Origin of the sequence: Limnohabitans sp. MMS-10A-178, from assembly GCF_003063375.1 — a bacterium.
In the GTDB taxonomy this organism is placed as follows: domain Bacteria; phylum Pseudomonadota; class Gammaproteobacteria; order Burkholderiales; family Burkholderiaceae_C; genus Limnohabitans_A.
Map to the genome: position 1 here is coordinate 1,660,697 of NZ_NERY01000001.1, position 12,967 is coordinate 1,673,663.

The following is a 12,967-nucleotide window of genomic DNA, read 5'->3' on the forward strand; positions in this document are numbered from 1 at the left end:
ACAGATTCTAATCACCTATTACACTATTACTTTTTGAGAATTTCCCTCTTAGGAGAGCCCTGTGAACAAGATTTTTCCCTCTGCAGCTGAAGCGCTAAAAGGTGTTGTGGCTGATGGTCAATTGATGGCGGTCGGTGGCTTTGGCCTCTGCGGCATTCCTGAAGCCCTCATTGATGCACTGCGCGACTCTGGTGTTAAGAATCTCACCGCCATTTCCAACAACGCAGGCGTTGATGGCTTTGGTCTGGGCAAGTTGCTTGAAACACGTCAAATCAAAAAAATGATTTCGTCTTATGTGGGTGAAAACAAAGAGTTTGAACGTCAATTTTTGGCAGGCGAGTTGGAGTTGGAATTCACACCCCAAGGCACCTTGGCAGAGAAGCTTCGCGCTGGCGGTTCAGGCATTCCTGCCTTCTTCACCAAAACCGGTGTGGGCACAGTGGTGGCCGATGGCAAAGAGCTGCGTGAGTTCGATGGCGAGACCTATGTCATGGAGCGTGCATTGGTCCCCGATGTTTCTTTGGTCAAAGCTTGGCGCGCCGACAAATCGGGCAACTTGCAATTCCGCCTCACAGCTCGCAACTTCAACCCCGCTGTGGCCATGGCTGGCAAGGTTTGCATTGTGGAGGTGGAAGAGATTGTTGAAACAGGCGACATGATTCCCGATCAAATTCATTTGCCAGGCATTTACGTTCACCGCTTGGTGCTCAACAAGCACCCCGAAAAACGCATTGAGAAACGCACCATCACAGAGAAAGCAGGAGTCTAAGCATGAGCTGGAATCAAGATCAAATGGCAGCACGCGCTGCGCACGAATTGCAAGACGGTTTCTATGTGAACTTGGGCATTGGCATTCCCACTTTGGTGGCCAACCATGTGCCCAGCAACATTGAAGTGTGGTTGCAATCTGAAAACGGCATGCTGGGCATTGGCCCATTTCCCACAGAAGATGAAGTCGATGCCGACCTGATCAATGCTGGCAAGCAAACTGTGACCACCATCAAAGGTACCTCCATTTTTGGCAGCCACGACAGCTTCGCCATGATTCGCGGCGGCAAAATCAATCTGTCCATTTTGGGCGCCATGCAAGTGAGCGAAAAAGGCGATCTGGCCAACTGGATGATTCCAGGCAAGATGGTTAAAGGCATGGGCGGCGCCATGGATTTGGTGGCGGGCGTGAAGCGCGTGATTATTTTGATGGAACATGTGGCCAAGAAGAAAGATGGCACCGAAGATTTGAAAATCTTGAAGCAGTGCAATTTGCCATTGACAGGGGTGGGCGTTGTCGACCGCATCATCACAGACCTTGCTGTGATGGATGTGGTGCCTGAGGGCTTGAAAGTGATTGAGTTGGCGCCTGGCGTGACGCAAGAATTTTTGCAAAGTAAAACAGGTTGCCAGCTGATCTTCTGATGAAAAAATTTAAAATTGCATGCATTCCCGGCGATGGCATTGGGAAAGAAGTAATCCCTGCATCTCAAGTGGTTCTGGAGGCGCTGGCTCAAGGACAAAATGAGTTTGGTTTTGAATTCACTTTATTCGATTGGGGTGGTGATTACTACCGAAAACACGGGATCATGATGCCTGCAGACGGACTGGATGCGCTGCGGCCCATGGATGCCATTTTGTTTGGCTCTGCGGGCGATCCGCAAATTCCTGATCACATCACCCTTTGGGGCTTGCGTCTGAAAATTTGCCAAGGCTTTGACCAGTACGCCAACGTACGCCCAACCCGCATCTTGCCCGGCATTGACGCGCCCTTAAAGCGCTGCACGCCAGAGCAACTCAATTGGGTCATTGTTCGCGAAAATTCCGAAGGTGAGTATGCGGGTGTAGGCGGCAGGGCCCATCAAGGTCACCCCATAGAGGTGGCCACCGATGTATCCATGATGACCCGCGTTGGCGTTCAGCGCATCATGCGCTATGCCTTCAAGCTGGCCCAATCTAGGCCGCGCAAGTTGCTCACCGTGGTCACTAAATCCAATGCGCAGCGCCATGCCATGGTCATGTGGGATGAAATTGCCAAAGAGGTGAGCGCCGAGTTTCCCGATGTGCATTGGGACAAAGAGTTGGTCGATGCTTGCACGGCGCGCATGGTCAATCGGCCTGCAACGCTAGACACCTTGGTGGCAACCAACTTGCATGCCGATATTTTGAGTGATTTGGCTGCCGCTTTGGCTGGCAGCTTGGGCATTGCTCCCACGGGTAACATTGATCCAGAACGTCGATATCCCTCTATGTTTGAACCTATTCACGGTTCTGCCTTTGACATTATGGGAAAAGGTCTCGCAAACCCTATTGGCAGTTTTTGGAGTTGTGTGATGATGTTGGAACACATCGGTTTGGACCAGCAAGCACAGCGCTTGATGCAGGCCATTGAGGCTGTAACCGCCAACCCCAAATTGCACACGCGCGATCTGGGTGGCGAGGCCAATATGCAGCAAGTGACCGAGGCGGTGTGTCAGATGCTTCGGCATTGAATTTTTTAACACCATTGCCAAGATGCAGGAGACAAAATGAAAAAGAAAACAAAGTTTTGGTTGAGTGCAGTGGGACTCAGTTTGGCAAGTTTGTTGCCGCAGCAAGCAGCTGCGCAAGCCATGCCTGCTTGTCCCGAGAAAAACGTCATGTATTGGCAGGCGTTTCCGCCCGGTGGAGAATCAGATTTGTCCGCCAGACACCAGCAGATGGTGCTGAAAAAGAGATGCGCCGCCATTGACACCATCATTCAATACAAAGCTGGCGCGGGTGGTGGCCTCATGTGGGCCCAAATGAACAACCTGCCCGGCGATGGCCTCAATGTGGTGGGCATCAATTTGCCGCACATTGTGTTTCAGCCTATTGAAGGTGAAGTTCAATACAAAACCGCCGACATCACGCCCGTTTTTTGGTTCCACTACACCCCCGATGTGTTGGTGGTGCCTGAAAGCAGTCCCATCAAAAATTTTGCTGAGTTCATTGCAGCGGCCAAACAGTCGCCCGGCAAAATGAATTTGGGTGGCTCCGGTTTGAACTCTGCCAACCATGCCGCCCATGAACGTTTGAATGCAGCCTTTGGCATCAAGAGCACTTATGTTCCCTACAAAGGAACAGGCGACATGTCGTTGGCCGTGGTGGGTGCGCAAATTGATGGCGCTGTCACTTACACGCCCTTTGCCATTGCCAATCGCGGCAAAGTTCGTGCCTTGGCTGTGGCCATGGAAAGACGCCACCCGCTCTTGCCCAATGTGCCCACCTTCAGAGAGTTGGGTGTCGATTGGATTGACGGCGCCTACCGCGGTGTGGGTGTGCCAAGGTCAACCTCGCCCGAGGCCCGCAAGAGACTGTCTGACATGTGGATGGCTTTGAACAATGATCCAGAAATGAAAGAGCTGGCTGCAAAAAGTGGCTTTGAGCTGGTCAACATTGGCACCGATCAAATGGACGCCTTCATGAAAGAGCGCATTGCTTTGTACATTGAAGGCGCTAAGCGTTTGGGTTTGGGTAAAAAATAAAGCTGTATATCAAGGAGATACTATGCGTTCTGTTATTTCGAAGTTGAAACAAGTTTGCACTGTCACAGTGCTCGCCATGGCATTGCCACTCAGTGCTATGGCACAAGCCTACCCGTCCAAGCCCATCAAAATGATTGTGCCGTTTCCAGCAGGCGGCACCACTGACATCGTGGCCCGCATCATTGCTCAAAAGATGACGGAGTCGATGGGGCAACCCGTGACTGTTGACAACAGGGGCGGTGCGGGTGGCAACATCGGTGCAGACCTCATGGCCAAAGCGCCGCCCGATGGTTACACCATCATGATGCACAACCTGTCTTTTCCATTGGCGGCGGTAGCTCAAGCGCTGGCAAACCGTTCCCCCTTCAATGTCGACACCGATTTTGCGGGTGTGTCTATTGCGGTGTATGTGCCTTTCATTTGGACATCTAGCCCATCCGTACCAGCCAAAGACCTCAAGGAACTTGCCAACCTTTTGAAGAGCAACAAGTCTTTGCAATACAACTATGGTTCAACTGGGCCAGGCTCTACCATGCACGTGCTGGGTGAAGCCTACAAAAAAGAAGCAGGCATCAACATGGAGCACATTCCCTTCAAAGGTGCTGCGCCTCTGAAGCAAGAGCTTTTGGCAGGCAGGTTGCAAGTGGGCGGTGATCAGTTGTCTTCTTCCTTGGCAGAAGTGAAGGCAGGCACCTTGAAAGCCTTGGCCACAACAGCTTCCAAGCGCATTCCTGGTTTGCCCGATGTGCCTACTGTGAAAGAGTTGGGTTTTCCCAATTTGGAATTAGAAGGCTGGAATGGTGTGTTTGCTCCCGCCAAAACACCCAAAGACATCATTGACCGCTTGAACAAAGAAATCATTGCGGCAGTGAGGCACCCCGATGTGGTGAAGCGGCTCAATGAATTGGGTGCTGAAGGTGTGGGCTCAACACCTGCTGCGCAAGATGCCATGTTGCGCAAGCAGATGGATCAATTCCGAGGCATCATTCGTGAGATGAAGCTCGACTAAATCTCAACTAAGCTTCAATTCAGCTTTAACTAAGCTTCAACTAAGCTTCATCCTCCAAGGCGTCACTTAGAGTGACCGCCTTGGCCAAGCCACCACACTGGCAATTGTGTGCAGTCTTTGCCATCCAGGCCCGATTCAGCGGCTTGGTTGAACTTCTCCAAAGCAATGCTGGTCAAAGGCAACTCTCTGCGGTTTGATTGACCCAAAGCAAGCATGGTTCGCATGTCTTTGCGCATGGTGGCAACGTCCACCGTGACTGTGTCATTGCCCTGATGACCTAAGGCTTGTACCAGCAGGGGGCCGCGCACCTTCAGCATGTTGGGGCCGCCTGAGCTTTCAGACAAAATGTCGACCACCCTTTGCGGGTCAAGTTTAAGGTGATCAATTAAAGACAGCGCCTCGCCCAAGGTTTGCCAGTAAACCATGAGTGGCAAATTGACGGCCATCTTCATGGTCGAACCAGCCCCGTAGGTGCCTACGTGTTCAACCCGTTTGCACATTTGGTCGAGCAAAGATTGAACCTTGGCCAGATCGGCTGCAGCGCCTCCCACAAATCCCAGCAATTTGCCTTCCTTGGCCGGCCCGATACTGCCGCCCACAGGACACTCCAAATAGGCGGCACCAACCGCTTGCACTCGCAAAGCCAACTCAGGCGGTTTTGTGGGGCTGACGGTGCTCATGTCAATGAAGGTGACGTGTTTGATGGCACCAGACAAAAGGCCGTCTGTGCCTGCATAAACATCATCGATGGCCGCTTCGTTGGTAAGCAGTGTGATGACGGTGTCAACAGACTCGGCCAACAATTTGGGAGAACTGGCCCATTGCGCGCCTGCATTCAGTAGTGCGCTGGCTTTGTCTGCCGATCGATTCCACACCGTGACCGAATAACCCAGGCCCAACAGACGTGAACCAATGGCATTGCCCATTTTGCCAATACCAGCGATGCCAATTTTCATTCTGCGCTCCATTGAATTTTAAAAAAGATTGAAAACAAGTAGGCAGGATTTATTTCAGGATATCGCCCATGCACAAGTACTTCATTTCAAGGTACTCATCCATGCCGTGGCGCGAGCCTTCGCGGCCCAAGCCCGATTGCTTCACGCCGCCAAAGGGAACGTGCTCGGTGGCGATGATGCCCACATTGATACCGACCATGCCGTATTCCAAACCTTCACTGACGCGGAAAATTCGGCCAACATCGCGGCTGTAAAAATAACTGGCCAAACCAAACTCTGTGTTGTTGGCGGCATCGATGGCTTCTTTTTCGGTTTTGAACTTGAACACAGGTGCGAAGGGACCAAAGGTTTCCTCGCGTGCGCACAGCATGTCTGAAGTGGCATTGCCAATGACTGTGGGTTCGAAGAACTGGCCATTCAAGGCCTTGCCGCCGGCCAACACCACACCACCCTTGGCTTTGGCATCTTCCACGTGGCGTGTGACTTTGTCAATGGCGGCGGGCTCAATGAGCGGGCCTTGCACCACACCGTCTTCAAAGCCATTGCCCACTTTCAAGGCCTTCACTTTGGCTGCAAACTTTTGCACAAATGCGTCATACACAGACTCTTGCACATAGATGCGGTTGGCGCACACGCAGGTCTGGCCGGCGTTGCGGTACTTGCTGGCCATGGCGCCTTCAACGGCGCTGTCGATGTCGGCATCGTCAAACACAATGAAAGGAGCATTGCCGCCTAGTTCGAGGGACAGTTTCTTCACGGTGGGTGCTGATTGCGCCATCAAAATTCGGCCCACTTCGGTGCTGCCCGTGAAGCTGATGTGGCGAACGATGTCGCTAGAGCAGAACACTTTGCCTGCGGCAATGCTGTTGTCTGAATCGGCGGTGAGCATGTTAATGACGCCAGCAGGAATGCCAGCGCGAATGGCCAATTCGGCTGCAGCCAAAGCGGTAAGGGGTGTGAGCTCAGCAGGCTTGATGACCACAGTGCAGCCAGCCGCCAAAGCGGGGGCTACTTTGCGCGTGATCATGGCCAAGGGGAAATTCCAAGGCGTGATTGCCGCACAAACACCAATGGGCTGCTTGACGACCATAAGGCGACGTGTGTTGTCAAACTGGGGCAAGGTTTCGCCATTGACGCGTTTGGCTTCCTCGGCATACCACTCGACAAAGCTGGCGCCGTACATCACTTCACCTTTGGCTTCCGCATAAGGCTTGCCTTGCTCGGCGGTCATGAGGCGGCCTAAATCGTCGACGTTGGCCAACAACAAGTCGTACCATTTGCGAAGCAAGATGCTGCGCTCTTTGCTGGTTTTGCCGCGCCAAGCGGGCAGGGCGGCGTTGGCGGCTGCAATGGCAGCTTCTGCTTCGGGCGCGCCTAAATTGGCAACATCGGCCAATTTAATGCCTGTTGCTGGGTCACTCACATCAAAACGGCTTGAGCCCTTGACCCATTGGCCATTGATGAGGGCATCTGTCTTGAGAAGGCTGGGGTCTTTGAGCAGCGCCAAAGGTGATGTTTTCATGTCCATGAGGGTCTCCTTGATGGGAATCTGTTGTTGGTTGGGCCTATTTTGCACTTTCCGCAATCTTATAATGGAAAGTTGAGCCCCGTTTGGCTTTCACAAAGATACCCCTGCCATGAGCACACCTGTTATTTCTGTTGCTGATATTCGCAAAACCTTTCTCGACTTTTTTGCGTCCAAAGGTCATACCGTGGTGGCGTCCAGCCCCCTGGTACCAGGCAACGATCCCACATTGATGTTTACCAACTCTGGCATGGTTCAGTTCAAGGATGTGTTCTTGGGCACGGACAAGCGCAGTTATGTAAGAGCAGCCTCGGTTCAAGCCTGTTTGCGCGCTGGCGGCAAACACAATGATTTGGAAAACGTGGGGTACACCGCGCGCCACCACACCTTCTTTGAAATGTTGGGCAACTGGAGTTTTGGCGACTATTTCAAGCGCGACAGTTTGAAGTGGGCCTTTGAATTGCTCACACAAGTTTACAAGTTGCCTGCCGACAAACTGTGGGCCACCGTTTACATCGAAGACGACGAAGCCTACGACATCTGGACCAAAGAGATTGGCCTGCCCCCCGAGCGCGTGGTGCGCATTGGCGACAACAAAGGCGGACGCTACATGTCCGACAATTTCTGGATGATGGCCGACACCGGCCCATGCGGTCCTTGCTCTGAAATTTTTTACGACCACGGCCCCGAAGTGGCAGGTGGCCCGCCCGGTAGCCCCGAGCAAGATGGCGACCGTTACATTGAAATTTGGAACAACGTGTTCATGCAGTTCGACATGCAGCCCGATGGCAGCTTGAACAACTTGCCCGCACCTTGCGTTGACACGGGCATGGGCCTTGAGCGTTTGGCGGCCATTTTGCAGCACGTGCACAGCAATTATGAAATTGATATTTTTGATTCACTGATTAAAGCGGCTGCTCGAGAAACAGGCTGCGCCGATTTGCAAAACAAATCACTGCGCGTCATTGCCGATCACATTCGCGCTACCGCATTCTTGGTGAGCGATGGCGTCGTGCCCAGCAACGAAGGCCGAGGCTACGTGCAGCGCCGCATTGTGCGTCGCGCCATTCGCCATGGTTACAAGCTGGGCAAAAAGACACCGTTTTTCCACAAGCTGGTGCCTGATCTTGTGAAGTTGATGGGCGATGCTTATCCTAATTTGGCATCCCAAGAAAAGCGCATCACCGACATTTTGAAAGCCGAAGAAGAGCGCTTTTTTGAAACACTGGAAGTGGGCATGCAAATTTTGGATGCCGCGCTTGAAGGGGGTGTCAAAGTGTTGCCCGGTGAAGTGGCTTTCAAATTGCATGATACCTATGGCTTCCCATTGGACTTGTCTGCAGACGTTTGCCGCGAGCGCGATTTGAGTGTGGATGAGGCTGGTTTTGCAGCGGCCATGGAACGCCAAAAAGCCCAAGCGCGTGCGGCAGGCAAATTCAAAATGGACCGCGCCCTGGAATACACCGGTGCTGGTAACACCTTTGTGGGCTACGACGAACTGCAAGCCACTGCCAAAGTATTGGCCTTGTACGTCGACGGCACACCCGCCACAGAACTCAAAGCTGGTCAAAACGGTGTGGTGGTGCTGGACACCACGCCCTTCTATGCAGAGTCAGGCGGCCAAGTCGGCGATCAAGGCTTGTTGCAAACGGCTGGTGCCAAATTTGAAGTGGAAGACACTTTGAAAATCAAAGCCGATGTGTTTGGACACCACGGTGTTTTGACAGAGGGCAGTTTGAAAGTGGGTGACGCTGTGCAAGCGCAGGTCAACACCGAGATGCGGACCGCTACCGTGCGCAATCATTCCGCTACCCACTTGATGCACAAAGCTTTGCGTGAAGTATTGGGCGACCATGTGCAACAAAAAGGTTCTCTGGTCAACGCCGAACGCACCCGTTTTGACTTTGCACACAACGCTCCCATCACAGATGAGCAAATCTTGGCCATTGAAGCCAAAGTGAATCAAGAAATTTGGGCCAACCCCGCGACGCAAGCGCGCGTGATGGACATTGAGTCTGCGCAAAAAACCGGCGCCATGATGTTGTTTGGTGAAAAGTATGGCGAGACCGTGCGTGTGCTCGATATCGGCTCTAGCCGTGAATTGTGCGGCGGCGTTCATGTGCATCGCACCGGCGACATTGGCTTGTTCAAAGTGGTGGCCGAAAGTGGCGTGGCTGCGGGTGTGCGCCGCATTGAAGCGGTGACAGGTGGCAACGCCTTGGCTTACTTGCAATCTTTAGAAGCGACTGTTTCGAAGGCGGCCGGCAGCTTGAAAGCATCACCCTCAGAGCTGAATAGTCGCATTGCCCAAGTCTTGGACCAAGTGAAAACTTTGGAAAAAGAAATGGCTGCGTTCAAAGGCAAATTGGCTTCTTCACATGGTGATGAACTGATCACGCAGGCGATCGATGTGAAAGGTGTCAAAGTACTGGCCGCATTGCTACCAGGTGCTGATGCCAAAACATTGCGTGACACGATGGACAAGTTGAAAGACAAACTGAAAACCGCCGCCATTGTGTTGGCGGCTGTCGACGGCAACAAAGTGCAACTGGCTGCAGGCGTCACGGCTGACACCACAGGCAAAGTCAAAGCCGGTGAGTTGGTTAACTTTGTGGCTCAGCAAGTGGGCGGCAAGGGCGGCGGCAAGCCCGACATGGCCATGGCCGGAGGGACGGATGCGACGAACCTCCATGCAGCATTGACCAGTGTGCAGGTTTGGGTGACTGAGCGTTTGTAAGTGGCCATAAGCCGACGAGTGCACTCGCGCTTAGGTGGCCTTACCAAAGACAAAGTTTCGGTCAACGACGGTCAAAGATAATTTTTTTTGATCCTAATTTTCACTGGCTGGACATCCAAGAAGTTCCAAAAGCCTTCGCCAAAAAAAACGGCCGCGTGCATTCGGTTGGCGCAGAAGGCAATGTTCGGGTGTCTCTTGTGCGATATCATTTTTTTCTGAAGTTGGTCTAATCCAAGCTTGACGTGTAATTTCGTGCGCGTATAAAAGGATTGGAATGTTTGCAGATTTGTCCCCAAAATCACAAGACTTGGTCGACCGCTTGAAGGTGTTTTTTGACACCTATATCTACCCCAACGAAGAGAGACATCATCATGAAATGGCAGAGATGCGTCGTGAGGGAAACCCATGGCGCCCTGTGCCGCTGGTAGAAGAGCTCAAAGTGATTGCCAAATCACAAGGCCTTTGGAACATGTTTCTGCCCCATCCCTATGAAGGGCAAGGCGGTATCTCCAATCTGGACTATTCGCCATTGTGCGAAATCATGGGGCGTGTTTCATGGTCTGGCGAAGTCTTTAATTGCTCTGCCCCCGACACTGGAAATATGGAAACCATTGAGCGATATGGTACGGCCGAGCAAAAGAAGGCCTGGCTGGAGCCTCTTCTGGAAGGCAAAATTCGCTCTGCATTTTTGATGACTGAGCCAGCAGTGGCATCTTCTGATGCCACCAACATTCAAACTTCGATTCGCCGCGAAGGTGACGAATATGTGATCAATGGTCGCAAGTGGTACTCGTCAGGCGCTGGTAGCTCTAGTTGCAAAATTTTCATTGTCATGGGCAAAACAGACGTGACTGCGGCAAGACACGCTCAACAATCGATGGTGCTTGTACCGCGTGATACCCCTGGTGTCACGGTCATTCGTCCTTTGTCAGTTTTGGGCTATGACGATGCGCCGCATGGCCACATGGAAGTTCTTTTGGAAAATGTGCGTGTGCCGGTTTCCAACGTTTTGTTGGGTGAAGGCCGAGGTTTTGAAATTGCACAAGGCCGCTTAGGCCCAGGTCGCATTCACCATTGCATGCGATCCATTGGCGCAGCAGAGCGCGCACTGGAAATGATGTGCGATCGTCTGCAGAGCCGCGTCGCTTTTGGAAAGCCACTTTCTGAACAATCTGTTTGGCACGAGCGTATTGCTGAATCTCGGTGCATGATTGATCAAGCACGACTTTTGACTTTCAATGCAGCTTGGAAAATGGACACTGTTGGCAACAAAGATGCCAAAGCTGAGATTGCCATGATCAAAGTCGTTGCGCCCAACGTGTCTTGCAAAGTAGTTGATTGGGCAATTCAGGCCTTTGGTGCTGCCGGTGTCAGCCAAGATTTTTGGCTGGCTGAAGCCTATGCACACCAGCGGACAGTTCGCTTGGTGGATGGCCCAGATGAGGTCCACCGTAACGCCATTGCCAAGTTGGAGTTGGCCAAGAGAGCCAAACTCTCAATTGCCAAGGCTGGCGCAAACTAAGTTGAGGGATTTCATTTCGAATTCATCAATGCTGGAGTTTCAACTCACTTTTAAATTCTCTAGTTTGGCCTGTGAGTGGATCTAAAAAAGCAATGGATTTAGCGAGCAACTGCAAGGGCTGCTCGAAATCGTCTTCTTCCGTGGTCAGTTTTTTCACAGTTGGATAAAACTGATCATGCAAGATGGGCAAGCCTAATGCATTCATGTGCACGCGCAATTGATGTCGCTGGCCGGTGACCGGCTTCATAATGTACTTGGCCAAAGACTTCAGTGATTGCTTGCTTGCTGATGAGGCAGAGACATCAGGTTCAAGGGACTCAACGCAGTCAATCCAAGTCTCGCTGTTAAATGGATTCGATGGATCGCACTCGGTCGCAGCCAACTCACGCATCTTGAAAAACTGCGCGTCAGTCACCATCATGCTTCTGTAAGTGATGGGAAATTGAAGTTTCTGCTTTGAGGACGCTGGCGCATCTGCGATCGCTTCATAGGTTTTTTGAACTTGCCTCAATCTAAACTGTTCTTGATAGGCGTTTCGATCTTGCGCCCGAACACTGAATAGCACTAAGCCTGCCGTTTCTCGGTCAATTCGGTGCAAGGGCGAGAGATCCGGTAAATTCAATTCTTGTTTTAATTGAACCAATAAACTTTGCTGCAAATATTTCCCGCCGGGTGTCACTGGCATGAAGTGCGGCTTGTCGGCCACCACCAAGTAGTCATCTCGATAAATCACGTTTGCCTTGAAGGGCAAAGCGGGTTCATCAGCCACATGCCTAAAGTACAGCAAGTGGGTCTCGTCAAGAAGACAGTGCTCTGGGCCCAGCTTGCGACCCAATGCATTGAAGACACTGCCTTCTAGAAAGCGCTGAAGCCAGACCTCACGTGAAATAGCTGGAAATCGATGCGCTAGAAATTCAAGGGCTGTGGTGTCTGTTTTTGCAGGAACGCCCACCTTGCTGGGGCTCACGCCATTGCGCAGCAAAGGCTTAGATGCGCTTGAAGACGACATCCCACACACCGTGTCCCAGTTTCAAGCCGCGATTTTCAAACTTCGTCAGCGGGCGGTAGTCTGGTTTGATGGCATAGCCGCCTTGATCGTTGGAGGCCGTGTTTTGTAGCAAAGGTTCAGCACGCAGTACTTCCAAAATTTGAACGGCGTAAGGTTCCCAATCGGTGGCACAGTGAATGTATGCGCCAGGCTTGAGGCGTGCTGCCAGCTTGGCAATCAGAGGCGTTTGAATCAGCCGACGTTTGTTGTGCCGCGACTTGTGCCACGGATCTGGAAAAAATATGTGCACACCATCCAGCGATGCCAAGGGCAACATGTTGTCAATCACTTCCACCGCATCGTGCTGCAAAATGCGGATGTTGTGAATGTCTTGTTCGCCAATGCGCTTGAGCAATGCACCCACGCCAGGTTCGTGAACTTCGCAACACAAGAAGTGATCAGTGGGGCGTACCTTGGCAATGTGGGCGGTGGCTTCGCCCATGCCAAAGCCAATTTCTAAAATGACTGGGGCAGGGGCAGCGTCTTTTCCATCCAAGGCAAACGCTTTGGCCATGTTCAAGGGCTCTGGCGCATAGGTCAATAAAAATTGTGGCCCCCACACCTCAAAGGCTTTGGCTTGACCCGTGGTGGTGCGGCCGGCTCGCTTGACAAAGCTTTTGATGTTTTTGGGAAAAGCGACCGTAGCCGGTGCTTGGTTGGATGCGTCAGAAGTCAT

General features: G+C 52.2%; 11 protein-coding genes. 7 read left to right on the forward strand and 4 right to left on the reverse strand.

Annotated features, from left to right (window positions below; genetic code table 11):
• The first annotated feature begins 61 nt into the window (after positions 1–61).
• From B9Z32_RS08285 to B9Z32_RS08305, 5 genes are read left to right on the forward strand one after another with little or no spacing between them, the layout of a single operon-like run.
• The gene (locus B9Z32_RS08285; protein WP_108420755.1) at positions 62–769 is read left to right on the forward strand and encodes a CoA transferase subunit A; all 708 of its coding nucleotides are present in this window, start codon (positions 62–64) and stop codon (positions 767–769) included.
• A 2-nt stretch (positions 770–771) separates the two neighbouring features.
• Positions 772–1,413 (forward strand): CoA transferase subunit B, encoded by a 642-nt coding sequence (locus B9Z32_RS08290; RefSeq protein WP_108420756.1) that lies wholly within the window; start codon positions 772–774, stop codon positions 1,411–1,413.
• Positions 1,413–2,480 carry a tartrate dehydrogenase gene (locus B9Z32_RS08295; protein ID WP_199219960.1) on the forward strand — a complete coding sequence of 356 codons (1,068 nt, stop codon included), beginning with the start codon at positions 1,413–1,415 and terminating at the stop codon, positions 2,478–2,480. The genes B9Z32_RS08290 and B9Z32_RS08295 overlap by 1 nt, the downstream gene beginning before the upstream one ends.
• Positions 2,481–2,516: 36 nt before the next feature.
• The gene (locus tag B9Z32_RS08300; protein WP_108420757.1) at positions 2,517–3,494 is read left to right on the forward strand and encodes a tripartite tricarboxylate transporter substrate binding protein; all 978 of its coding nucleotides are present in this window, start codon (positions 2,517–2,519) and stop codon (positions 3,492–3,494) included.
• Between the two features lie 22 nt (positions 3,495–3,516).
• Positions 3,517–4,503 carry a tripartite tricarboxylate transporter substrate binding protein gene (locus B9Z32_RS08305; protein WP_108420758.1) on the forward strand — a complete coding sequence of 329 codons (987 nt, stop codon included), beginning with the start codon at positions 3,517–3,519 and terminating at the stop codon, positions 4,501–4,503.
• Positions 4,504–4,565: 62 nt separating this feature from the next.
• On the opposite strand, the gene B9Z32_RS08310 is transcribed toward B9Z32_RS08305, so the two are convergent.
• Together B9Z32_RS08310 and B9Z32_RS08315 are read right to left on the reverse strand one after the other, a co-directional pair.
• Positions 4,566–5,459, reverse strand: a complete 894-nt coding sequence (locus B9Z32_RS08310) for an NAD(P)-dependent oxidoreductase (RefSeq protein WP_108421094.1) — start codon at positions 5,457–5,459, stop codon at positions 4,566–4,568.
• Positions 5,460–5,508: 49 nt separating this feature from the next.
• Positions 5,509–6,987 carry an NAD-dependent succinate-semialdehyde dehydrogenase gene (locus tag B9Z32_RS08315; RefSeq protein ID WP_108421095.1) on the reverse strand — a complete coding sequence of 493 codons (1,479 nt, stop codon included), beginning with the start codon at positions 6,985–6,987 and terminating at the stop codon, positions 5,509–5,511.
• A gap of 109 nt (positions 6,988–7,096) precedes the next feature.
• Here B9Z32_RS08315 and alaS point away from each other — a divergent pair, with 109 nt between their 5' ends.
• Entirely contained in the window at positions 7,097–9,721 is a 2,625-nt protein-coding gene (alaS, locus tag B9Z32_RS08320; protein WP_108420759.1) for an alanine--tRNA ligase, read from the forward strand.
• Between the two features lie 274 nt (positions 9,722–9,995).
• Complete coding sequence (locus B9Z32_RS08330; RefSeq protein ID WP_108420761.1) at positions 9,996–11,243, forward strand: acyl-CoA dehydrogenase family protein; 1,248 nt, start codon at positions 9,996–9,998, stop codon at positions 11,241–11,243.
• A 25-nt stretch (positions 11,244–11,268) separates the two neighbouring features.
• Here the strand turns inward: B9Z32_RS08330 and B9Z32_RS08335 are convergent, their stop codons facing one another.
• Both B9Z32_RS08335 and trmB read right to left on the reverse strand, forming a co-directional pair.
• A complete protein-coding gene (locus B9Z32_RS08335) occupies positions 11,269–12,252 on the reverse strand; it encodes a pseudouridine synthase (RefSeq protein ID WP_108420762.1) in 984 nt (327 codons plus the stop codon).
• Entirely contained in the window at positions 12,230–12,967 is a 738-nt protein-coding gene (gene trmB / locus B9Z32_RS08340; RefSeq protein ID WP_108420763.1) for a tRNA (guanosine(46)-N7)-methyltransferase TrmB, read from the reverse strand. The genes B9Z32_RS08335 and trmB overlap by 23 nt, the downstream gene beginning before the upstream one ends.

What these genes read in the sequence shown, in the direction of transcription:
- B9Z32_RS08315 (WP_108421095.1), bottom strand. Translation starts at nt 6,987, where the DNA reads ATGGACATGAAAACATCACCTTTGGCGCTGCTCAAAGACCCCAGCCTT.
- B9Z32_RS08310 (WP_108421094.1), bottom strand. Translation starts at nt 5,459, where the DNA reads ATGAAAATTGGCATCGCTGGTATTGGCAAAATGGGCAATGCCATTGGT.
- B9Z32_RS08300 (WP_108420757.1), top strand. Translation starts at nt 2,517, where the DNA reads ATGAAAAAGAAAACAAAGTTTTGGTTGAGTGCAGTGGGACTCAGTTTG.
- B9Z32_RS08330 (WP_108420761.1), top strand. Translation starts at nt 9,996, where the DNA reads ATGTTTGCAGATTTGTCCCCAAAATCACAAGACTTGGTCGACCGCTTG.
- B9Z32_RS08290 (WP_108420756.1), top strand. Translation starts at nt 772, where the DNA reads ATGAGCTGGAATCAAGATCAAATGGCAGCACGCGCTGCGCACGAATTG.
- B9Z32_RS08335 (WP_108420762.1), bottom strand. Translation starts at nt 12,252, where the DNA reads ATGTCGTCTTCAAGCGCATCTAAGCCTTTGCTGCGCAATGGCGTGAGC.
- B9Z32_RS08295 (WP_199219960.1), top strand. Translation starts at nt 1,413, where the DNA reads ATGAAAAAATTTAAAATTGCATGCATTCCCGGCGATGGCATTGGGAAA.
- B9Z32_RS08305 (WP_108420758.1), top strand. Translation starts at nt 3,517, where the DNA reads ATGCGTTCTGTTATTTCGAAGTTGAAACAAGTTTGCACTGTCACAGTG.
- alaS (WP_108420759.1), top strand. Translation starts at nt 7,097, where the DNA reads ATGAGCACACCTGTTATTTCTGTTGCTGATATTCGCAAAACCTTTCTC.
- trmB (WP_108420763.1), bottom strand. Translation starts at nt 12,967, where the DNA reads ATGACTTCTGACGCATCCAACCAAGCACCGGCTACGGTCGCTTTTCCC.